This window comes from Acinetobacter sp. DSM 11652 (assembly GCF_900109815.1).
GTDB lineage: Bacteria > Pseudomonadota > Gammaproteobacteria > Pseudomonadales > Moraxellaceae > Acinetobacter.
The window spans coordinates 201,057-221,760 of sequence record NZ_FOBK01000002.1; the positions used below are offsets into that span (position 1 = coordinate 201,057).

The 20,704-nt window shown below is 38.6% G+C and carries 23 protein-coding genes; 11 read left to right on the top strand and 12 right to left on the bottom strand.

The genetic code is table 11. From position 1 onward, the window contains the following. Positions 1-121 precede the first annotated feature (121 nt). On the top strand, positions 122-1,633 hold the full coding sequence (locus BMW42_RS03280; protein ID WP_035263774.1) for an acetaldehyde dehydrogenase ExaC: 1,512 nt from the start codon (positions 122-124) through the stop codon (positions 1,631-1,633). 59 nt (positions 1,634-1,692) lie between these two features. Here the strand turns inward: BMW42_RS03280 and BMW42_RS03285 are convergent, their stop codons facing one another. From BMW42_RS03285 to BMW42_RS03295, 3 genes are all read right to left on the bottom strand, one after another. After that, entirely contained in the window at positions 1,693-2,745 is a 1,053-nt protein-coding gene (locus BMW42_RS03285) for an NAD(P)-dependent alcohol dehydrogenase (RefSeq protein ID WP_092766392.1), read from the bottom strand. Between the two features lie 101 nt (positions 2,746-2,846). Continuing rightward, the gene (locus tag BMW42_RS03290; RefSeq protein WP_092766393.1) at positions 2,847-3,449 is read right to left on the bottom strand and encodes a 2-hydroxychromene-2-carboxylate isomerase; all 603 of its coding nucleotides are present in this window, start codon (positions 3,447-3,449) and stop codon (positions 2,847-2,849) included. Between the two features lie 22 nt (positions 3,450-3,471). Continuing rightward, entirely contained in the window at positions 3,472-4,242 is a 771-nt protein-coding gene (locus BMW42_RS03295; RefSeq protein WP_092766394.1) for an SDR family oxidoreductase, read from the bottom strand. Positions 4,243-4,328: 86 nt separating this feature from the next. Between BMW42_RS03295 and BMW42_RS03300 the strand changes: the two genes are divergently transcribed. The 3 genes from BMW42_RS03300 (at position 4,329) to BMW42_RS03310 (ending at position 6,412) form a co-directional block, all read left to right on the top strand. Then, on the top strand, positions 4,329-4,901 hold the full coding sequence (locus BMW42_RS03300) for a TetR/AcrR family transcriptional regulator (RefSeq protein WP_092766395.1): 573 nt from the start codon (positions 4,329-4,331) through the stop codon (positions 4,899-4,901). 88 nt (positions 4,902-4,989) lie between these two features. Beyond that, the gene (locus BMW42_RS03305; protein ID WP_092766396.1) at positions 4,990-5,691 is read left to right on the top strand and encodes a glutamine amidotransferase; all 702 of its coding nucleotides are present in this window, start codon (positions 4,990-4,992) and stop codon (positions 5,689-5,691) included. Between the two features lie 94 nt (positions 5,692-5,785). Next, positions 5,786-6,412 (top strand): LysE family transporter, encoded by a 627-nt coding sequence (locus BMW42_RS03310; protein WP_092766397.1) that lies wholly within the window; start codon positions 5,786-5,788, stop codon positions 6,410-6,412. A gap of 46 nt (positions 6,413-6,458) precedes the next feature. Here the strand turns inward: BMW42_RS03310 and BMW42_RS03315 are convergent, their stop codons facing one another. After that, positions 6,459-7,046, bottom strand: coding sequence for a YceI family protein (locus BMW42_RS03315; protein ID WP_092766398.1), 588 nt, complete (start codon positions 7,044-7,046; stop codon positions 6,459-6,461). Positions 7,047-7,377: 331 nt separating this feature from the next. Between BMW42_RS03315 and BMW42_RS14825 the strand changes: the two genes are divergently transcribed. Then, a complete protein-coding gene (locus BMW42_RS14825; RefSeq protein ID WP_228143076.1) occupies positions 7,378-7,929 on the top strand; it encodes a nuclear transport factor 2 family protein in 552 nt (183 codons plus the stop codon). A gap of 34 nt (positions 7,930-7,963) precedes the next feature. Here BMW42_RS14825 and BMW42_RS03330 read toward each other — a convergent pair whose 3' ends face one another. Together BMW42_RS03330 and tkt are read right to left on the bottom strand one after the other, a co-directional pair. Beyond that, complete coding sequence (locus BMW42_RS03330) at positions 7,964-8,179, bottom strand: hypothetical protein (protein WP_035263790.1); 216 nt, start codon at positions 8,177-8,179, stop codon at positions 7,964-7,966. A gap of 114 nt (positions 8,180-8,293) precedes the next feature. Next, positions 8,294-10,282, bottom strand: a complete 1,989-nt coding sequence (gene tkt / locus BMW42_RS03335) for a transketolase (protein WP_092766400.1) — start codon at positions 10,280-10,282, stop codon at positions 8,294-8,296. Between the two features lie 443 nt (positions 10,283-10,725). On the opposite strand from tkt, the gene metK reads away from it, so the two are divergent. Further along, complete coding sequence (gene metK, locus BMW42_RS03340) at positions 10,726-11,892, top strand: methionine adenosyltransferase (protein ID WP_035263794.1); 1,167 nt, start codon at positions 10,726-10,728, stop codon at positions 11,890-11,892. 45 nt (positions 11,893-11,937) lie between these two features. Here the strand turns inward: metK and BMW42_RS03345 are convergent, their stop codons facing one another. Further along, positions 11,938-12,180, bottom strand: a complete 243-nt coding sequence (locus BMW42_RS03345; protein ID WP_035263796.1) for a hypothetical protein — start codon at positions 12,178-12,180, stop codon at positions 11,938-11,940. Positions 12,181-12,488: 308 nt separating this feature from the next. Here BMW42_RS03345 and BMW42_RS03350 point away from each other — a divergent pair, with 308 nt between their 5' ends. Then, on the top strand, positions 12,489-12,698 hold the full coding sequence (locus BMW42_RS03350) for a hypothetical protein (RefSeq protein ID WP_092766401.1): 210 nt from the start codon (positions 12,489-12,491) through the stop codon (positions 12,696-12,698). On the opposite strand, the gene BMW42_RS03355 is transcribed toward BMW42_RS03350, so the two are convergent. Both BMW42_RS03355 and BMW42_RS03360 read right to left on the bottom strand, forming a co-directional pair. Next, positions 12,642-13,283, bottom strand: a complete 642-nt coding sequence (locus BMW42_RS03355; RefSeq protein WP_092766402.1) for a LysE family transporter — start codon at positions 13,281-13,283, stop codon at positions 12,642-12,644. The genes BMW42_RS03350 and BMW42_RS03355 overlap by 57 nt on opposite strands. A gap of 106 nt (positions 13,284-13,389) precedes the next feature. Continuing rightward, positions 13,390-13,974 carry an FxsA family protein gene (locus tag BMW42_RS03360; RefSeq protein ID WP_035263802.1) on the bottom strand — a complete coding sequence of 195 codons (585 nt, stop codon included), beginning with the start codon at positions 13,972-13,974 and terminating at the stop codon, positions 13,390-13,392. A 122-nt stretch (positions 13,975-14,096) separates the two neighbouring features. Here BMW42_RS03360 and ruvC point away from each other — a divergent pair, with 122 nt between their 5' ends. Further along, positions 14,097-14,642: a crossover junction endodeoxyribonuclease RuvC gene (ruvC, locus tag BMW42_RS03365; protein WP_035263804.1), complete on the top strand. Its 546-nt coding sequence runs from the start codon at positions 14,097-14,099 to the stop codon at positions 14,640-14,642. Between the two features lie 23 nt (positions 14,643-14,665). Here ruvC and BMW42_RS03370 read toward each other — a convergent pair whose 3' ends face one another. Both BMW42_RS03370 and BMW42_RS03375 read right to left on the bottom strand, forming a co-directional pair. Further along, complete coding sequence (locus tag BMW42_RS03370) at positions 14,666-14,944, bottom strand: acylphosphatase (RefSeq protein WP_092766403.1); 279 nt, start codon at positions 14,942-14,944, stop codon at positions 14,666-14,668. A gap of 15 nt (positions 14,945-14,959) precedes the next feature. Further along, entirely contained in the window at positions 14,960-16,471 is a 1,512-nt protein-coding gene (locus tag BMW42_RS03375) for an NAD(P)H-hydrate dehydratase (RefSeq protein WP_092766404.1), read from the bottom strand. A 20-nt stretch (positions 16,472-16,491) separates the two neighbouring features. On the opposite strand from BMW42_RS03375, the gene queG reads away from it, so the two are divergent. Together queG and bioB are read left to right on the top strand one after the other, a co-directional pair. Beyond that, a complete protein-coding gene (queG, locus tag BMW42_RS03380) occupies positions 16,492-17,595 on the top strand; it encodes a tRNA epoxyqueuosine(34) reductase QueG (RefSeq protein WP_035263807.1) in 1,104 nt (367 codons plus the stop codon). Positions 17,596-17,885: 290 nt separating this feature from the next. After that, on the top strand, positions 17,886-18,875 hold the full coding sequence (gene bioB / locus BMW42_RS03385; protein ID WP_035263808.1) for a biotin synthase BioB: 990 nt from the start codon (positions 17,886-17,888) through the stop codon (positions 18,873-18,875). A gap of 46 nt (positions 18,876-18,921) precedes the next feature. Here the strand turns inward: bioB and BMW42_RS03390 are convergent, their stop codons facing one another. Further along, the gene (locus BMW42_RS03390) at positions 18,922-19,131 is read right to left on the bottom strand and encodes a hypothetical protein (RefSeq protein ID WP_092766405.1); all 210 of its coding nucleotides are present in this window, start codon (positions 19,129-19,131) and stop codon (positions 18,922-18,924) included. A gap of 196 nt (positions 19,132-19,327) precedes the next feature. Here BMW42_RS03390 and BMW42_RS03395 point away from each other — a divergent pair, with 196 nt between their 5' ends. Then, the gene (locus tag BMW42_RS03395; RefSeq protein ID WP_092766406.1) at positions 19,328-20,647 is read left to right on the top strand and encodes an acyl-CoA dehydrogenase family protein; all 1,320 of its coding nucleotides are present in this window, start codon (positions 19,328-19,330) and stop codon (positions 20,645-20,647) included. Positions 20,648-20,704 lie beyond the last annotated feature (57 nt).

Genomic DNA, 20,704 nt, shown 5'->3' on the forward strand with positions numbered 1-20,704 from the left:
TCATTCCAACCTTTTTCCAACCTTATAGTGGTTATGTTAACTCATCAATAATAGAAGATATCTAATACCAAAGACGAAGATATTTTCCATAACTTTATAGCACAACCAAAGGATGGACACTATGCGCTACGCTGATCCCAATCAACCAGATTCTAAAGTTCAATTTAAAGCACAATACGAAAATTTCATTGGTGGGAAATGGGTTCCTCCAGTAAAAGGTGAGTATTTTGATAATCTTTCTCCCGTAGATGGGAAAGTCTTTACTCGAGTTCCCCGTTCTTCAGTCGAGGATATTGAGCTCGCTTTAGACGCAGCTCATGCCGCTAAAACTGAATGGAACAAAACGTCTGCAACAACTCGCTCTAACATTTTATTAAAAATAGCAGATCGCTTAGAAGAGAATCTAGAATTACTTGCTGTGGCAGAAACATGGGACAATGGTAAACCTATCCGTGAAACCTTAGCTGCAGATATTCCACTGTGTATTGACCATTTCCGCTATTTTGCTGGCTGTATCCGCGCACAAGAAGGTGGTATTTCAGAAATTGATGAAGATACTATCGCTTACCATTTTCATGAGCCGTTGGGTGTCGTTGGACAGATTATTCCTTGGAACTTTCCGATTTTAATGGCGGCGTGGAAACTTGCTCCTGCATTAGCAGCGGGGAACTGTATTGTCTTAAAACCAGCTGAGCAAACTCCAGTTAGTATTCTAGTTTTAGTTGAACTGATACAAGATATTTTACCACCAGGTGTGCTGAATATCGTCAATGGTTATGGTGTTGAAGTAGGACGCCCTCTTGCCACAAATCCACGTATTTCAAAAATTGCATTTACCGGCTCAACTGCAGTCGGTCAATTAATTATGCAATATGCCACCGAAAATATTATTCCAGTGACATTAGAACTGGGTGGCAAATCTCCAAATATTTTCTTCGAAGACATTATGGATAAGGATGATGAATATCTAGATAAAGCGCTTGAAGGTTTTGCCATGTTTGCGCTGAATCAGGGAGAAATCTGTACTTGTCCATCACGTGCTTTAGTCCAGGAAAGTATTGCAGATAAATTCTTAGAGATGGCTGTAGAGCGCGTGAAGCGAATTAAAACGGGACATCCACTTGATACAGAAACCATGATTGGTGCTCAAGCCTCGCAAGAGCAACAAGATAAAATTTTAGGTTGTATTGCGACAGGTCGTGAAGAAGGTGCTCAAATTCTTACGGGTGGTCAAGCACGTGAAGAAATTGGACAAGGTTTTTATATTGAGCCGACGATTTTCAAAGGCAATAACAGCATGAAAACATTCCAAGAAGAAATTTTTGGACCAGTTTTGGCTGTGACAACATTTAAAGATTTCGACGATGCTATCAACATTGCCAATGACACCATTTATGGATTAGGTGCTGGTGTTTGGTCACGATCAGCGCATACGTCATATCGTGCAGGACGTGCAATTCAATCAGGTCGAGTCTGGACAAATTGCTACCATATCTACCCTGCTCATGCTGCTTTTGGTGGTTATAAAAAATCAGGGATTGGTCGTGAAAATCATAAAATGATGCTGGATCATTACCAACAAACTAAAAATTTATTGGTGAGTTACTCAACTAAACCAATGGGTTTCTTCTAAAACAAAAACTAAAGAAGCGGCTGATTGCCGCTTCTTTTCTGCTACAGGAGCTTAATGGATTAGCTGGCTTGTAGACTTTTCATATCAATCACAAAACGATATTTCACATCACTTTGAAGCATTCGCTCAAATGCCTCATTAATATTTTGCATATCAATGACTTCAACATCTGACACGATATTGTGCTGACCACAAAAATCAAGTAGTTCTTGAGTTTCTTGAATCCCACCGATCACCGATCCAGCGATTGATTTTCTTCCCATAATCATGGGTACGGAATTGCTGCTAAATTCTCCGAGATAGCCTACCAATACTAGTGTCCCACTCAATGCAAGTGTCGGAATATAAGGCTTTAGATCATGATCATAAGGCACAGTATCAATAATTAAATCAAACTGATTTTTCACTGATTTCATTTGTGTTGGATCTGTTGATAACACGACATGATCTGCACCTAAATCACGTGCATCCTGTTCTTTATTTGCTGATCGTGTAAATAAAGTCACTTCTGCACCAAGCGCATGAGCAAGTTTAATCGCCATATGACCTAAACCACCGAGTCCAACAACAGCCACTTTAGAGCCTTTACCGACATTCCAATGTTTTAAAGGCGACCATGTCGTGATCCCTGCACATAAGATGGGTGCAATGGATTGAGTATCTAAATTTTCAGGTACTTTCAATACAAAATCTTGGCTCGCAATGATCGTTTGTGCGTAGCCACCATAAGTAGGTGTTTGATCATGGCGATCTAAACTACCATACGTTTGTGTATTGCCAGCTTCACAATATTGCTCCAAACCTTGGTGACAAGCTGAACAAGTACGACATGAATCTACCATACACCCGATTCCGACCAGATCTCCAACCTTAAACTTCGTTACCGATGCTCCGATGCTTTTTACGCGACCAATTACTTCATGACCAGGTACAATTGGGTAACGACTAAAACCCCAATCATTACGCGCTTGATGTAAGTCAGAATGACATACACCGCAGTATTCAATATCAATAATGACATCATCGGGGCGAGCTTGACGTTGCTGAAACGTATATGGAACCAATGGACTTTTAGAATCAAGCGCTGCGTAAGCTAAAACATTATGGGTCATCGTGACTCCCTCAAGCTGTTAATTTCGTACTCTCTTATTCGTTATATCACATCAATATTTTTAATAAATTTAGCTGAGTCTCAATTTAATTTCTTTTTCACTTATTTTTGTAATTCGCGCTCTACAAAATGCAAGCGATCTTGCCCCCAGTACATATTTTCCCGCAAAAAAAATGTAGGTGCTCCGAATACCCCTCGTTGTACGGCATTGTTTGTTTCATCACTCAATTTTTGTTTTACCACCGGATCTTGGCTTAAATCCAAAAGTTGCTGACCGTCGATTGCATCACCTTGAAATAAATTTATCAGAACTTCTGGATCGGCTAAATTCAAGGGCTTTCTAAACATCGCATCAAAAAGCTTGGTCAAAATCACTTCAAAATATTCATCATGATAGATTTTGACTCCCGTTAATATACGCATTAAAGTCAATGTATTCATTGGAAAATATGGATTCATCTGCATCGGGATCTGATAATAATCTGACCAACGACTTAAGTCTTGCATTGAATAGATCCCTTTAACAGGCACCTCAATTGGACTCTTGTTACCAGTCGACTTAAAAATTCCACCCAATAAAATTGGTGTGTAATCAATCACTGCATTATATTTTTTGGTGATTTCTTGTAGCTTATAAAAAGCCAAATAACTAAATGGACTGCCAAGATCGAAATAAAATTCAACTTTTTGTTGTTGTGTAGTCATGTCTTATCCTTATTAAATATGATTACCACTGTTCAGACCATGGTCGCAAATCCAATTCATGTGTCCAAGCATCTCTTGGTTGATGAGCAATATGCCAATAGTTATCAGCTATATGTTGAGGATTCAAAATACCGTCATGCTGTTTTTTTTCATACAAATGAGGGAAAGTATCTTTAATAAAATCAGTATCAATCGCCCCATCAATAATGATGTGCGCAACATGAATATGATGAGGCCCTAACTCTTTTGCCATACTTTGGGCTAAGGCTCTTAACGCATGTTTAGCGCCAGCAAAAGCGCTGAAATATGCTGAACCACGGATGCTTGCTGTTGCACCAGTGAAAATGATAGTGCCGCGCTGCCTTGCGACCATATGTTTAGCGACTTCACGACCATTTAAAAAAGCACTAAAACAAGCCATTTCCCAGATTTTAAAATATTTACGTGCTGTTTCTTCTAGAATGCTACACGGCACATTTGCTCCAATATTAAAAACCAATACTTCAATCTGACCAATGTCACGTTCAATTGTGTCAATCAGTTGAATCACTTGATCTTCTTTTCTTGCATCTGAAGCAAATCCATAAGCTTTACCACCGTGTGCTTCAATCTCTCGGATGACAGGTGCAAGCTTGTCTGCATTGCGTCGAGTCATACAAGCAGTATATCCACCTCGTGCAAAGCGTTTTGCGATCTCACTGCCTGTGGCATCTCCTGCACCAATGATCAGTGCGACCTTGTTATATGTTGATTTTTCTTCTGAATGATTAATTTCTGACTGCTGATCGTTCATCATCTCTCCATTAAATAACGATCGTTATCATAACGATCACTATGTTATAGTTTTGAGGCACAGTCAATGGTTATTGAATATTCAATATGAGATATAAAGCAGGATACAAAGAAGAAAAACGTCGCGAAATTTTAAAAACCAGTGGTGAACTCGCAAAAAAACAAGGTTTTAACAATACTGGGGTTGATGGCTTTATGCACGCTGCAAATATGACCAGCGGTGCTTTCTATTCTCACTTTTCTTCAAAAAACGACTTATTTAAAGCCTTAATCGAATCTGAAATCGGAGCAAGTATTCAACAGTGGGAAATGAATCTTCATCAAGATCCAGAATCTTGGTTAGATTTTGAAATGAACCGATATCTTTCTCTATTACACGTTCAACACCCAGAAAAAGGCTGTGTTTTACCCTCACTTACTGCTGAAGTTTCACGCGCTGATGCTGACATTAAAAAATGTTTTGAAAACGAACTCAAGCGTGGTTACAAACTATTCGCGCAACACGCTCCAGAACCTGATTTCGCTTGGGCAATACTCTGTCAAATGGTGGGCTCCGTACTATTAGCGCGTGGAGTTCAAGATGAACGCTTAAAAAAAGATATTCTCAATTCTAGTCTAGCTATGCTCAAGACATTATTAAAAAATGGGATTGCGAAATAAATCGTTTTATATTGTTTTATGGACGAAGCCTTAGTTCCAAAAGTTCTATACTATAATCTCCTCATCATTCTTTTAAGAACGTCACATCATGAGAAAGCTTCCTGAAACAGTATATGCAATACAGCATTTAGCCTTTGAAGATCTAGGTTCTTTTGAGGAGACACTATATCAACTGGGTTATCGGGTCAGATATTTTGATGCAGGTGTGGATGATCTTTCAGTAGCATTAAAGTACGAAGGTCTGACCATTATTTTGGGTGGACCAATTGGTGTTTATGAGACAGAAGATTACCCTTTCCTACAAACAGAAATAGACTTACTTAAAGAAAGATTAAAACTCCAACGCCCTACGCTTGGCATCTGTCTAGGTGCTCAACTCATTTCAAAAGCCTTGGGCGGTGCAGTATATGCTGGCCACACCAAAGAAATTGGCTGGAGTACGGTAGATATTGTAAATGAACAAGACAACGTTCTAAATTCTTTAAATGGTGTACCAGTTTTGCATTGGCATGGTGATACCTTTGATCTTCCCTCGCAATCGAAACTTCTGGCGAGCACTCAAATTTATAAAAATCAGGCTTTTCAAGTTGGATCTAATATTTTAGCACTCCTGTTCCATCCTGAAGTGACCTCAGATAGTTTAGAGAAATGGTTGATTGGTCATACTTGCGAATTGCGTAAAGCGGGTATCGATATTACTCAATTACGTGCAGATAACCATCGTTATGCTGAAAAACTTGAATCTGTGGCAAGTTCAATCTTAAGCCGTTTTATTGAACAGATTAAATGATTTTGATTTGATAGCCTTCAACCCAACTGTAGATCAGGATATTGGATTGTGCTATACCTAAACTCAATATCCAAAAATTATAATGAAGATATAAATGTCACCACTGTTCAGTTTAGCCATCATTCATTTCTTTGCACTTATTAGTCCTGGACCAGATTTTTTATTTGTCACGCAAAGTGCGGTTCGACAGTCTCGCATACATGCACTTTTTGCAGCATTAGGAATTTCTCTTAGTATTTTAGTTTGGGCAATTTGTGCTATGAGTGGATTACACTATCTATTCCAAAAAATGGCTTGGCTCCAAACAATTATGATGATCTTAGGAGGGGTTTATCTCATTTATTTAGGTATTCAACTCTGTAAATCAGGGCTAACGAAATCAGTAGCTGCTTCAGTTTACGTTACAAAAGGCATAGTCAAGAAAAAATACAGTTCTTTACTCATTCAAGGCTTTCTCACCAATATGGCAAATCCTAAAGCATTAGTTTACTTCAGTAGTGTTTTCGCGCTTGCGATGAATAGTGATGCAACTCTGATACAGCAGAGTTCACTGTTAATGTTAATTTTTGTTGAAAGCTTAATTTGGTTTGCGATAGTTGCTTTTATTTTTTCTGCTAAACAAGTAAACACAATATATCAAAAAATCAGCAAGAAGATTGATCTTATAACAGGTAGTATTTTTATCAGTTTTGGATGTTTCTTAATTTTTAATCGTGATTAAAAAAGCACCCGTAGGTGCTTTCTAAAATGTACTTTTTTGAAGAATATTATTTCTTATCAGTTGCGACTGAAGCTTCAGTTGTAATATTCACCGTGATTTTATCGCCTACATTAGGCACATATGCGCCAACACCGAATGCAGAACGGTCAAATGAAGTCGTTGCATTGAAACCAATAGACTGCGCTTTCGTCATAGGATGTTCAGCTTGTTTATTCAAAACAGCATCTAGTACGACAGGCTTAGTAACATTTTTAATCGTTAGATCACCTGTGATCTTATACTTGTTCTTACCATTTGGTTGAACTTTAGTACTTTTAAAAGTGATATTCGGATATTTTTCAGCATCAAAGAAATCTGGTTTCAATAAATGTTCATCTAATGCTTTAACATTTGTATTGATACTTGAAAGTGGAATTGTAACATTCACTGCTGAATTCGCAGGCTTTTCATTGTCTACTTTGATCGTCCCTTGGATATCGCTAAAATTACCTGATGGTGTAGAAAAACCAAAATGATCCCAAGTAAATACTGTCGCTGTATGAGTTGGATCGATTTTATACTCAACTGGTTTAGCAACTGAAACTGTTGCTACAGAAAGTACTACGGCACTTAACGCTATTGTTTTAAAGTTCATCAATTTTTCCTCAAATTTTTTAAAAACATTTATGAAATGGATAGTGAATAATGTATAGCATTCTGAAATTCTTGCATCAGTACAGATAGAACAGTTTGTTGCAAGATTAGAACGCACCTTAAGAAAGTGTCACTTTTATCAAATCAATTTGATCAGATTATGACTATCACTTGTGTATAGATCATGTTTTTCATCTTTAAGCTTTCTACTAATAAGCAGTTAACATTAACATATATCTTAAATATGAGATTAAATTAAACATTTATACAATATAATAATATTTTGTCTCATTTATAATACTTAGATTACTATACTAAACTGGAGAATAATGATGAGTGAACAACAACAAGCGATTGATAAAGCGCTTAAAACTAAAGCACCTAAAGATGTCGTATTGGCTTTTTTATATAATACTGATAAATCAAGAGTAGCGATTGCTTCAGAAAAGTTAGTGGCTGAAGATGCCATTTATACTTCGCTAAATTTCAACAATCCTGAACTTAAACAAATTGAACCTTGGGCTGGTACTTCTACAGGTCGTGATGTCTATATATATACTTTTTCTAATGTCGGAACTTATTGGACGATCGATGATTTTCAAATCACAGATATTTTAGCTGAAGATGAAACAGTGGCTGTGTTCGGTCAATTTACTTATACATCTGTTCACGCTAAGCGCACTTTTACTTCACCTTTTTCAATTAAAGCAATAGTTAAAGATGGCTTAATCACGTATTTCCAGTTTATGGAAGATACTTACGCTTCAGCTGCATCTTTCAGAGTAAGTGGTGAATGGACAATTCAACAAAACGCTGATCCAAAATTAAATTTTACCGTGTCTGAACTACGGCTAATTAACGGTAAAGTAATAAAAATAGGATAATAAAAAAGCCTCATAGGAGGCTTTTTTATGACTGTTAAAGCTTTTCAATCAGAATACGATCAATCTGTTTTAATCCTGAAGTTTTTTCACGATTTTTTCGACGTACTTTAATGATTTTCTCTTCAGCCATATCTTGTAGCAATAATTCTACTGCTACCATCGCTTCAAGTGGTAAGTCTTCACCAATCCACTTTTGCTCACCCGCATCCATTAAAGTAATTTCATCACTAATTTGCTCATACAAACTCATTGCGCTACTCACTTCCAATCTGAAATCTAGGGAATGAATGTATCTATATAGATACATAAAAATAAAAAGACGCCCCACAGTTGGGACGCCTTTTAAAACACTTAATTCTAAGAATTAAGCAGTAATTTCTTTCACTGCTGCGACAACTGCTTCAGTCGTAATACCGAAGTGTTGGAACAAATCTTTCGCTGGTGCAGATTCACCATACGTAGTCATACCAATCACACGACCATCAAGACCTACAAATTTCCACCAGTAATCTACATGTGCTGCTTCTACAGCAACACGTGCACGAATGTTAGATGGAAGAACTGCCTCACGATAAGCCGCATCTTGCTTAACAAATTCTTCAGCACATGGCATAGACACAACACGCACACCTTCAAGCTGTGCATAAGCTTCCATTGCCAATGCAACTTCTGAACCTGTTGCAATGATGATCGCTTTCAATTCACCTTTTTCTTCAGCCAATACATAGCCACCTTTTGCAACATCGGCAATTTGTGCTTCTGTACGGGTTTGGAAAGCTAAGTTTTGACGAGAGAAAATCAACGCTGTTGGACCTTCACTACGAGTTAAAGCAGATTTCCAAGAAATTGCCGCTTCAACTGTGTCACATGGACGCCATGTGTTGAGGTTTGGTGTACCACGTAAAGATGCAATTTGCTCGATTGGTTGATGTGTTGGACCATCTTCACCCAAACCGATTGAATCATGTGTGTATACATGAATCACACGTTGTTTCATCAGTGCAGACATACGTACTGCATTACGAGCATATTCCATAAACATCAAGAATGTTGCTACGTAAGGAATGAAACCACCGTGAAGTGCTACACCGTTTGCAATTGCAGTCATACCGAACTCACGCACGCCATAGTGTACGTAGTTACCTGCAGCATTGTCTTGAACGCCTTGTGCACCTTTCCAAAGTGTTAAGTTAGAACCTGCTAAGTCAGCAGAACCGCCTAAGATTTCAGACAGCATTGGGGCAAATGCTTGGATTGCATTTTGGCTTGCTTTACGAGTTGCAATCGTTTCAGCTTGTGCATTTACTTCAGCAATATATGCATCCGCTTTTGCAACGAAGTCAGCAGGTAATTCACCGCTTAAACGACGTTTAAGATCAGCCGCTTCAGTTGGATATTTTGCTTCATATTGTGCAAATACTTCGTTCCAAGCGGCTTCTGCTTGTTGACCTTTTTCTTTCGCGTCCCACGCTGCATAAACATCAGCAGGAATTTCGAATGGACCTTCAGTCCAACCCAACGCTTCACGTGTTAAGGCGATTTCGTCATTACCCAGCGGTGCACCGTGGCAATCTTCTTTACCTTGTTTGTTTGGTGAACCTAAACCAATAATCGTTTTACAGATAATGATTGTTGGTTTCTTCGTTTCAGCTTTCGCTTCTAAAGTTGCCGCACGTAATGCATCTGCATCGTGACCATCAACTTTCAATACTTGCCAGCCATAAGCTAAGAAGCGTTGTTCTGTATCGTCAGAGAACCAACCTTCTACTTCACCATCAATTGAAATACCATTGTCGTCATAGTAAGCAATTAATTTACCTAGACCCAAAGTACCTGCCAATGAACATGCTTCATGAGAAACACCTTCCATTAAACAGCCGTCACCTAAGAAACAGTAAGTGAAATGATCAACGACTTTAATGTCTTCTTTGTTGAATTGCGCTGCTAAGGTTTTTTCAGCCAAAGCAAAACCAACAGCATTCGCGATACCCTGACCCAATGGACCAGTGGTTGTTTCGATACCAGGTGCATAACCTAATTCTGGGTGACCCGGTGTTTTTGAGTGCAATTGACGGAATGCTTTTAAATCTTCAATTGAAAGATCATAGCCAGTCAAATGTAATAATGCATATTGAAGCATTGAGCCATGACCATTTGATAATACAAAACGGTCACGGTTAGCCCACTGAGGGTTTGTCGGATTGTGATTTAAGAATTCACGCCATACAACATCAGCAATATCAGCCATCCCCATTGGTGCACCTGGATGTCCAGAATTTGCTTTTTGCACAGCATCCATTGCAAGTACACGAATTGCGTTAGCAATGCGACGTTCATTCAGCGGGGTTGTCATAGATCAGTGTCCGATAAATTAAAGATGGGAAATGAATAAAATTCAAAAACTGGGTGTATTGTCTTAAAAAAATCAAACAGCGTAAAGCCCAGAAACGTATATTTCAGCCCTAAAGCGAAAAAATTCATACAAAGCGAGTCGGTTTTATCAATATTCAATTCAATCCAATATTTTTTGGTCGCGTGGCCTATTTTTAAAGTACTGATGTTGAATCATATATTCACATTCTTTCGAAGCAACTTAAGCTGTTTTTTATTTCAGTTCAGTTTTAAAAAGAATAAGTCTTGTACAAAAGTTTTCGCTTATCAATTTAACAGATGATGATATCAATTAAAAAAACACAAAAATGACATAAATTCATGCTTTTTAGTCAGGTTAAGCTAGTCCTTAACGTTAAGTCGATGTACCATATTGCGTCTTTAGAAATAACTGTGATAGGACTTATGCGCGAGTACGCTGTATTTACTTCAGAATCTGTAAGCGAAGGCCATCCAGATAAAATGGCTGACCAAATCAGTGATGCTATTTTGGATGCAATCTTAAAAGAAGACCCATATGCGCGGGTTGCTTGTGAAACGCTTGTAAAAACAGGTGCTGTTGTTCTTGCAGGTGAAATCACAACAACTGCAAATGTAGACTTTGAAGCAATTGTACGCCAAACCGTAAATGGCATTGGATACCATCATTCTGATTTAGGTTTCGATGGTTCGACTTGTGCTGTCATCAACATGATTGGCAAACAATCTCCTGAAATTGCTCAAGGTGTAGATCGTCAAAAACCTGAAGATCAAGGTGCTGGCGATCAGGGTTTAATGTTTGGCTACGCGAGTCGCGAAACAGATGTTTTAATGCCTGCTCCTATTTCGTATGCGCACCGTCTTATGGAAAAACAAGCAGAACTTCGTCGTAACGGAAGTTTGCCATGGTTACGTCCAGATGCGAAAAGCCAAGTGACTTTTGCATACGAAAATGGCGTACCTGTTCGTTTAGATGCGGTCGTATTATCGACTCAACACGATCCTGAGATTTCACAGACTGATTTAAAAGAAGCTGTCATTGAAGAAATCGTGAAAAAAGTAATTCCAGCAGATATGTTCCATGCGGATACCAAATTCCACATCAACCCTACGGGTATGTTTGTGATTGGTGGTCCAGTCGGTGACTGTGGTTTAACAGGTCGTAAAATCATTGTAGATACATATGGTGGTATGGCTCGTCACGGTGGTGGTGCTTTCTCTGGTAAAGATCCATCTAAAGTAGACCGCTCTGCTGCTTATGCTGGTCGATATGTTGCAAAAAATATTGTTGCCGCTGGTTTAGCCGATAAATGTGAAATTCAAGTGTCTTATGCGATTGGTGTTGCTGAACCAACATCTATCTCAATCAATACATTCAATACTGCTAAGGTTTCTGAAGAATTGATTATTGCATTGGTACGTGAGCATTTCGATTTACGTCCATATGGAATTACACGTATGTTGAATCTCATTCAACCGATGTATAAGCAAACTGCTGCATATGGTCACTTTGGTCGTGAAGGTTCTGATACTGCATTCACTTGGGAAAAGACAGACAAAGTTGAAGCGCTTAAAGCATCAGCTGGTTTGTAATTTCCAAATAAAAAAGCCCACATTGATGTGGGCTTTTTTATAGATTCAATTTGCTTTATCACTTTGATGAAGCGTGTCCAAAAACGACTGCTTCACAGGGACATTTTGGTTATCTTGTAAATATAAATGGGCCACTTTAAACACAATGGCTGCGGCTAAACACGCAATGATACAAAATATCCAAAAACCATAAGGTGTTCTGATATTTTGTGATCCGCATTCAGAACACACTTTGTCTGTCGAAGCAACCACCTTGTCGCAACACGCACAATGATACTGATACAGCATACTCATCCTCCCGATTTGACTGTCTTTTTTATTTTTATCCACATCACCTTAGAGGCTAATATTTATACTATATAAGCCTTCACCAATAATCAACCTTATGATGTAGCTATAAAACAGCAACCATCTATGTCTTCATTCAATATCTTGTATTATCAGATATCTATATGAAATTTTTTTGACAACCTGCTCTATCATTCTTTTTTCTTCTAGAGATTATGCATATTTTATTCACGCACTCACCCATCAAATCCGCATGGAAATCATAAATTGAAGTAAAATAAACGTAGTGAAAAAATGATGATATGACGATGATTCAATTAATTAAGAAAGGCGGGTTGAGGGAAAGAGCAAACAGAAGTCGCTCTTATCAAGGTTCTGAAAATACTGAAGCAACTTTGCGACCAAGACGTTATCAGCAAGACACGCTCGTTCTGACTCAAACAGAAGAGTTAGATCAGGATTCAGTTAAGCAAAATAAGCGCATCGATCCACAACCAGACTGCAAAGATCAAAAATAGACCACCCGATACCATGTCTATGTAATGCCCTGAACGCTGGTAGAGCTGTTTAATTTTGGGGCGCGCTAAAACGACCATCAAAAACGTAAAGGTTAAAAACGTTTGAATCGGAATAATGACTGCAAGTTGTATTTTCAACATCTCTGGTGCTGAAGCGGTTAAGGCAAGTGAAAATACACTACTAAAATAAATCAGTGTTTTAGGATTGGATAGGTTTGTAAACAACCCCATCAAAAAATATTTTTCAGCTTTTAGAGGTGACTGATTTTCATCAATTGCATGAAGTTTAAAAGACTTATAGGTTTGCCAACCACCCTTTAGCATCGCCCAGCCCATTTTTGCCAAAAATAAACCACCGACTAACATTAAGACTTGTTGAATCCATGGGAATTGGGCAATCAAAAGTGCAAAACCTGATAAAGTTAAAATCACCCAAAATAAAATTCCAATAGAAATACCTAAAATAACTTTCAACGTGTTTGCGTTTGTGGTTGACGCTGCGCATTTGGCAATCAACAAAATATCAGGTCCAGGACTCAATTGAGCAACAAGATGTAGGACACAGATGGTAAGTAATAGAGACATAAATCAAAAATGAATAAAAATTGTTTGAATTATACTGTTTTTTAGGAAAATCGAGATACAAAAATAAAAAAACCAGACATTACATCTGGTTTTGAACATGCGCAATTTACTTTTGATTAACGTCTTTCATTTCAATTTTCTTTGCTTCAGGTGTAATTTCTCTTGCTTCACCATCAATGATAGTAGAGTCATTTGAACCACGACCGTGCTGCTGGCTTTGCATTTCTTGCATTTGGCGCATTAAATCTGCAAATGGATTCTGACCATTTGCTTGACCACCCATGCCGCCCATATCTCCCATCATACCACCCATCATTTTTTCCATCATGGCTTGCTGACGCTTCATCATGGTTTTCATCATCACCGCTTTAAATGCTGTTTGAACAGGTGGAATTAGAATAAGTAAGGCGAATAGATCGGAAATTAACCCCGGAATCAAAAGGAAAATACCCGCAATAATTTTAGGTAAGTTATTGGTCAAATTCGGATCAGCACTCATATGACCTTGTTGCATTTGCTGCATCTGTGGCATTAAACCTGATGCATGAGAACGAACCATATTTAAACCAATAAAGAATGCAGCAATAAACCAGAAGAATACATACCACATACTTCCGACTAGATCACCCACACCGACCCATACGAAGATTTCAAGGACTATACCGATTAAAACAATAAGAGCTAATTTCATGAAATGTAATCTAATCTCAAAAATTTAAATATAGGGTCGTAATCATCTGCTCAATCTGTATCAAGCTTTTTTCATACGCTTATGTAACAATATGGGCATTATTTTATTTTTAAAGTCATGGAATGTCATTAATTATCGGAATTGATCCTGGTTCACGTCTAACAGGTTACGGTATTATTCAAAAAGAGGGGCAAAAACTCACTTTTGTTGATGCTGGAACAATTCGCACTGAAACACCTGACATGCCTGAGCGTCTAAAACGAATTTTTTCAGGCATTGAAAGAATCGTTAAATTTCATGGTCCTACCGAAGCTGCTGTGGAACAGGTATTTATGGCGGTCAATCCTGACTCTGCCTTAAAACTTGGTCAAGCACGCGGTGCAGCTATAGCGGCATTGGTCAATTTAGATCTACAAGTGGCTGAATATACTGCGCGTCAAATTAAACAATCTGTTGTTGGCTATGGCGCTGCTGATAAAGAACAGGTTCAAATGATGGTTATGCGCATACTTAATTTAAGTATTAAACCACAAGCCGATGCTGCAGATGCACTTGCCGCAGCAATTTGCCATGCACATGCCTCTGGCAGTATGAGTAAATTGGCTGTCTTAAATGCTTTAGGTGGAATGGCACGTGGACGAAGCCGCAGCAGTAGTCGTCGACGTTAAAAGTCTCTCGACACTCAATGCACTTATTGGCGAATTTGAAAGTTATCGAAATCACGCTCTTTGATGTCAATTAAGTCTTCATAGAAGATTTGCTTAACTTTACTATTATGAGGCCCTGCCATGGCCAGTTTGATCATGTCATTTACATCTTTATATGTGCCAACAATGATAGCTTCCACATCCCCATTATCCATATTTTTAACGTAACCAGTTAAATGCAACTTTAAGGCTTGTTCCATAAACCAGCGACGAAATCCGACCCCTTGAACAAGACCTTGTATCGTTAATTTTAAATATCGCATATCTATCCCTGAATTTTATTTTAGATTTACTATTTGATAAATCGCTTGAGCCATATTCTGAGCTAACAAACCACGTTCACCCTGTTGAGCCAATACATCACCTGCCATGGCATGTAAGTTAACAATTTCATGAAGTTGAATGGAATTAGACAATTGTCCTTTAAGACTAGCAATCATTCCTGCAAGGATATCCCCCATTCCACCTGTACCCATTCCTGGATTACCTTGGGTGCAAATCCAAATGGTTTGCTGCGCGTCAATCGTTAAACTTCCTGCACCTTTTAATACCCATTCACCAGCATACAGTGTTTGTAATCGTTTAATTGCTTTGATGCGGTCATGCTCAACTTCCGCCACGCTAGAGTGTAAAAGTTTTGCAGCCTCACCAGGATGTGGCGTTGCGTAAGTTCTCTCATTGAGTCGAATGGGCTTTTCAGATAAGAACCACAATGCATCAGCATCGAGTACAGTCGGTTTGTTCGTAGAGGACAGAATACTCATCCATTGATCATATTGCTCAGCTGCCCAATCATCACGTCCCAACCCCATTCCAAAACAAATCGAATCGACTTGCTGTAGCAAATTTTTTCGTTGTGATGGATCGAAACGATTAATATCCTGCACCATTACATTGGGAGATCGTGACAAAATTGCTGAATGATGTTTAGCATCACACACGATCGTGACTTTACCCGCCCCAGCGGCAAATGCAGCTTCAGCCGCCATAATCACCGCACCTCCCATTTGTGCATGACCGCCAATCACGAGCACATGCCCATACGTTCCTTTATGTCCTGTAGAGTGTCGTCGCGGCAAAATTGTTTTGACTGGGCTTAATCGGGCCACAGGTTTTAAATCTGAGTCACATGGTAAAATGGGAATGTGTTTTAGATGTCCTATAAAATCCTGTGCACGCCCTACAAATTGCCCTACCTTATATGCGAGTGCGGTAAGCGTATGCTGAGCATGAATAGCCATTGGTAATGGTTGACCTGTATTTGCATCTAAACCGCTCGGCATATCAATCGCAATTTTGACGCCGTCTTGCTCATTAATATGATGGATAATTCTCTGCCAGTCTTCACTTAAAGTACGATTAATTCCAATTCCAAATAATGCATCAATATAGACATCATAACCCTTACAATGGTTCAGATCGGTGAACTGCTTAAGTGGTATGGATTGACTCATTTTATAAGCACTCTGCAAGGAGTCAGCCGAGTGATGATCGACTTGTGAAAAAGAAAAAATATCGATTTCTAGATTTTGGTTGAATGAACAATGTCGTGATAAAGAGTGCTGTGCTAAATAGTACGTAACAAGATAACCATCCCCTGCATTATTTCCTTTGCCGCAGCAGACTGCGATACGGATTTTCTTTTTTTCAATACCTTGAAGAATTGTGATGATTTCTTGTGCCATCATCCAAGCAACTTGCTGCATAAGACCAAAAGCACTATTTTGATCGTCAAACCAGCGCTGTTCCCAAGCTTGTATCTCACTGCTGTGATAAACTTGTTGATGCATTATCGTTCCTTTTTTTATTTATGACTCAATCTCTCTCATCTATACCAGCTCGTATTCCAACACAGCAATTTGATCCTCATGCGCTTAAAGCTTGGATTAAATCTCAAGCATTGGAACTGGGCTTCGCTGATTGTGTCATTGCCCGACCTGATGCTCAAGATGAATTACCTCGATTAAAAGCATATTTAGATCAAGGATTTCATGGTGACATGAAGTTCCTCGAAGAAAATTTGGAAAAACGTGCTAATCCAACACTGTTGGTTCCCCATACAAAAAGTATTATCTGCGTCAGAATGAATTATTTGGTTGAACGACCTCAACCTCGAACAGTACCTGATTTCCCTAATTCTGCCGTTATTGCGCGATATGCACGCGGACGGGATTACCATAAAACCATGCGCGGTAAATTAAAAACACTTTCAAACCTTATTCGTGAAAAAGTCGGTCCGTTTGAATCAAGACCTTTCGCCGATTCAGCCCCTATTTTTGAAAAATCACTCGCTGAATCTGCTGGTATGGGTTGGACAGGTAAACATACCCTGCTCATCCACAAAAAATCGGGTTCCTTTTTTGTACTCGGTGAACTGTTTAGTTCTCTTGAATTACCCTTTGACGAGCCTGCCAGTGCACATTGCGGCTCATGTACAGCATGTATTGATATTTGTCCAACGCAGGCGATTGTAGCGCCATATCAATTAGATGCCCGAAAATGTATTGCTTATCTGACCATTGAATACCAAGGCGTGATTCCTGAAGAACTACGCCGTGGCATAGGTAATCGCGTATTTGGATGTGATGATTGCCAGCTGATTTGTCCTTGGAATAGTTTCGCACAAACCACAACGGTTGCTGATTTCCATCCCCGTCATGGGCTGGATCGTCTTTCTTTAATAGAATTATGGCAATGGGACGAAGCAACATTCTTAGCCAACACAGAAGGCAGTCCACTGCGTAGAACAGGCTATGAAAGCTTTATGCGGAATATTGCGATTGGAATCGGGAATGCACCGTATCATCCAAACAATATTGAGCAATTGATACTAAAAAGAAATCAGTCTAGTGAGATTGTGCAAATCCATATTGACTGGGCAGTACAAGAACAACACTCAAAAAGAAACAATTAACACTACTTTTCCAAGATGACTTGACAAGACAAAATCACCATTTTGAGCATGATCTGAAATTTTAAGCACACGTTAGCAACAAGTTCTCAACATCAAGTTCCCAAAAAATAATTCTGCGGCGAAAAACGCATAAAAATAGTCAAGTTTGTAACTAAATCCACAATGATTAATTTCTATTGAGTTGGCAAATTTGATAATTTTTTTGAGTCATTATTGTCATATTTTACGATTTTGCATTATTAAAATTACAGTATGATCAAATAAGTAGCTTTTTAATTGATGGATAAATTATGCAAGTACGCAATGATTGGACGCGTGAAGAAATACAAAAACTCTATGAACAACCCTTCATGGACTTAGTTTTCGAAGCACAACGCGTGCATCGTCAATACTTTGATGCAAATACCATTCAGGTCAGCACATTACTATCGATCAAAACGGGTAAATGTCCTGAAGATTGTAAATACTGTTCTCAATCTGCACGTTATGATTCCAAACTTGAGGCCGAAAAAAGAATTGCTGTTGAAAAAGTAATTAATGAAGCCAAAGAAGCTCTCGCTTCTGGATCATCTCGTTTTTGTATGGGTGCTGCATGGCGAAATCCTCATGAACGCGATATGCCTTATGTACTTGAAATGGTACGTGAGGTAAAGGCCCTAGGACTTGAAACTTGTATGACCTTAGGGATGCTCAATCAATCACAAGCGGAACGTTTAAAAGAAGCAGGTTTAGATTATTACAATCACAATTTAGATACCTCTCGTGAGTACTATCCAAATGTGATTACCACACGCACTTATGATGATCGTTTAAATACTTTAGACTTTGTACGCCAAGCAGGCATGAAAGTGTGTAGCGGTGGAATTGTTGGCTTAGGTGAAGATACTCAAGATCGTATTGGTCTATTACATGAACTTGCGACCTTAGCTATTCATCCAGAATCGGTACCAATCAACATGCTTGTACCGATCGAAGGCACACCCTTAGCAGATGTTGAAAAACTCGATGTGACTGAATGGATTCGCACTATTGCCGTAGCGCGCATTATCATGCCAAAAAGTTATATAAGACTTTCAGCGGGTCGTGAATCTCTTTCTGATTCTGATCAAGCTTTAGCGTTTATGGCAGGTGCTAACTCTTTGTTCTCAGGTGAAAAGCTTTTAACGACACCTAATGCTGGTGAAGGCAAAGATAAGCAGTTATTCGATAAGTTAGGTCTAAAAGCAGAAAAAGCGAAGCCGACTGTATCAGAGCTGACTATAGATGCAATGGCAAGTTAATTTCAAAGCTTCGCTTAATTAAAAACCGAAGCTTTGCTTCGGTTTTTTATGATGTGATCAATATGCCATAACTGGCATTAAGATACTGTCCCGGCTTAATTTCATCTGTTCCATTGGCATGGTGTACCGTTATTTTTTGACTAAATGCATCAAACTCAAACCGATCATAACTATCTTGGTGGTGCATCAACCAATAAATCGTATCTATGACATGATCATCACAAATATAAGTATTCGATTTAAAATCTTTAATCATTTAATTTAAATCCTTTTTTCAATCACAATATTATTATATCTCAATTCATTTTATTGAATATCATTTTCTTTATTTAAGATAATATCTAATTTTTTATTAATCCAATATATTATATTTACATATCACAATAAATCGATTTTCACCCATTTTATAAGCGCTATTATTTTATTTTAATTTAAAATAAAGACTGAGTATTATGAATATCGTTAATTTAAAAACTCAAACTGCATTACAACACCGTCCCAGCGCACTGACCACACAAATTAATGCTGTATGGGGACAAGGACCATCTTCACGTTATGAAAGCCTCGCCTCGTTATTTAGACCAACATTTGAAAAAATCAAAGCTTCGCTATCAGAACGCGAAGAAAAGCGAATTTTAGCTTTTGAACAGATTCAATGGTTAAAAGACATCGGTTTTACGAGACTTCGCTTACCCAGTTCGCAAGGTGGATTTGATGCAACTATTCCAGAATTATTTAATCTATTAATCGAACTTTCCGAAGCTGATGCAAATTTACCGCAGGCACTTCGCGTACATTTTGGCTTTGTGGAAGATTTACTGCTCAGCCGCGACCCACAGTTTAAATCTATATGGCTTCCTAGAGTGGCTCAAGGTCAAATTATTGGAAGCGCATGGTCTGAAGGTGGAAATGAGTCCATTCATGAATTTAAAACGAGACTTTCCAAAGATGCTGAGGGACGCACGATATTGAATGGACAAAAATTTTATACCACAGGAAGCTTGTATGCAGACTGGATTGATGTGGGTATTACTGATTTGTATGGAGAATCAGCCAGTATTCTAATCCCTCGACATGCTGAAGGTGTTGAGATTGTGGATGACTGGAATGGTTTTGGTCAAATTCTTACAGCAAGTGGTACTACTAAGTTCACTGATGTTGTTGTGAATCAACAAGATGTCATCGGAGACCAACAGCGCTTTAAATATTCAGCAGCATTCTATCAACTGATTCAATTGGCAATTATTTCAGGGCTTACAAGAGCAGCAAGCTATGAAGTATCAGCTGAGGTTTATAAACGTGAAAGAAATTATACGCATGCCAATGCTTCCTTCGTCCGTAATGATGCTCAAATCCTACAAGTGGTGGGTCAAATTCGTGGTGTCGCGTACACCACTGCAGCAATTATTGAAAAAAATGCACAGGCTATACAACGTGCTTTTGAAGCTGGGTTGAATGATAATGAACAACTCGAAGCAGATCAAAATGCCATAGCAGAATTAGAGGTTGCTCAATCTCAAACCATTATCACCACACTTGCATTAAATGCTTCGACCATCATTTTTGATGCTCTAGGAGCATCAGCCACTGATAAAAACTTAGCTTTAGATCGTTTCTGGCGAAATATTCGTACGCTCGCATCACACAACCCAAGAATTTATAAAGATCGAATTGTCGGAGACTTTAGCGTAAATGGTGCGTTGCCCCCTTATCAATGGCGTATCGGTAAAGTTGATGAATCAGGGCTTCTGCAAACAGATAAGGCTTCTTAAGCTCGCTTTAAATCGTTAAGACACTATTCTTTAGTGTCTTTTTTTAGTGTTTTTTAA

What these genes read in the sequence shown, in the direction of transcription:
- BMW42_RS03280 (WP_035263774.1), top strand. Translation starts at nt 122, where the DNA reads ATGCGCTACGCTGATCCCAATCAACCAGATTCTAAAGTTCAATTTAAA.
- BMW42_RS03285 (WP_092766392.1), bottom strand. Translation starts at nt 2,745, where the DNA reads ATGACCCATAATGTTTTAGCTTACGCAGCGCTTGATTCTAAAAGTCCA.
- BMW42_RS03290 (WP_092766393.1), bottom strand. Translation starts at nt 3,449, where the DNA reads ATGACTACACAACAACAAAAAGTTGAATTTTATTTCGATCTTGGCAGT.
- BMW42_RS03295 (WP_092766394.1), bottom strand. Translation starts at nt 4,242, where the DNA reads ATGAACGATCAGCAGTCAGAAATTAATCATTCAGAAGAAAAATCAACA.
- BMW42_RS03300 (WP_092766395.1), top strand. Translation starts at nt 4,329, where the DNA reads ATGAGATATAAAGCAGGATACAAAGAAGAAAAACGTCGCGAAATTTTA.
- BMW42_RS03305 (WP_092766396.1), top strand. Translation starts at nt 4,990, where the DNA reads ATGAGAAAGCTTCCTGAAACAGTATATGCAATACAGCATTTAGCCTTT.
- BMW42_RS03310 (WP_092766397.1), top strand. Translation starts at nt 5,786, where the DNA reads ATGTCACCACTGTTCAGTTTAGCCATCATTCATTTCTTTGCACTTATT.
- BMW42_RS03315 (WP_092766398.1), bottom strand. Translation starts at nt 7,046, where the DNA reads ATGAACTTTAAAACAATAGCGTTAAGTGCCGTAGTACTTTCTGTAGCA.
- BMW42_RS14825 (WP_228143076.1), top strand. Translation starts at nt 7,378, where the DNA reads ATGAGTGAACAACAACAAGCGATTGATAAAGCGCTTAAAACTAAAGCA.
- BMW42_RS03330 (WP_035263790.1), bottom strand. Translation starts at nt 8,179, where the DNA reads ATGAGTTTGTATGAGCAAATTAGTGATGAAATTACTTTAATGGATGCG.
- tkt (WP_092766400.1), bottom strand. Translation starts at nt 10,282, where the DNA reads ATGACAACCCCGCTGAATGAACGTCGCATTGCTAACGCAATTCGTGTA.
- metK (WP_035263794.1), top strand. Translation starts at nt 10,726, where the DNA reads ATGCGCGAGTACGCTGTATTTACTTCAGAATCTGTAAGCGAAGGCCAT.
- BMW42_RS03345 (WP_035263796.1), bottom strand. Translation starts at nt 12,180, where the DNA reads ATGCTGTATCAGTATCATTGTGCGTGTTGCGACAAGGTGGTTGCTTCG.
- BMW42_RS03350 (WP_092766401.1), top strand. Translation starts at nt 12,489, where the DNA reads ATGATTCAATTAATTAAGAAAGGCGGGTTGAGGGAAAGAGCAAACAGA.
- BMW42_RS03355 (WP_092766402.1), bottom strand. Translation starts at nt 13,283, where the DNA reads ATGTCTCTATTACTTACCATCTGTGTCCTACATCTTGTTGCTCAATTG.
- BMW42_RS03360 (WP_035263802.1), bottom strand. Translation starts at nt 13,974, where the DNA reads ATGAAATTAGCTCTTATTGTTTTAATCGGTATAGTCCTTGAAATCTTC.
- ruvC (WP_035263804.1), top strand. Translation starts at nt 14,097, where the DNA reads ATGTCATTAATTATCGGAATTGATCCTGGTTCACGTCTAACAGGTTAC.
- BMW42_RS03370 (WP_092766403.1), bottom strand. Translation starts at nt 14,944, where the DNA reads ATGCGATATTTAAAATTAACGATACAAGGTCTTGTTCAAGGGGTCGGA.
- BMW42_RS03375 (WP_092766404.1), bottom strand. Translation starts at nt 16,471, where the DNA reads ATGCATCAACAAGTTTATCACAGCAGTGAGATACAAGCTTGGGAACAG.
- queG (WP_035263807.1), top strand. Translation starts at nt 16,492, where the DNA reads ATGACTCAATCTCTCTCATCTATACCAGCTCGTATTCCAACACAGCAA.
- bioB (WP_035263808.1), top strand. Translation starts at nt 17,886, where the DNA reads ATGCAAGTACGCAATGATTGGACGCGTGAAGAAATACAAAAACTCTAT.
- BMW42_RS03390 (WP_092766405.1), bottom strand. Translation starts at nt 19,131, where the DNA reads ATGATTAAAGATTTTAAATCGAATACTTATATTTGTGATGATCATGTC.
- BMW42_RS03395 (WP_092766406.1), top strand. Translation starts at nt 19,328, where the DNA reads ATGAATATCGTTAATTTAAAAACTCAAACTGCATTACAACACCGTCCC.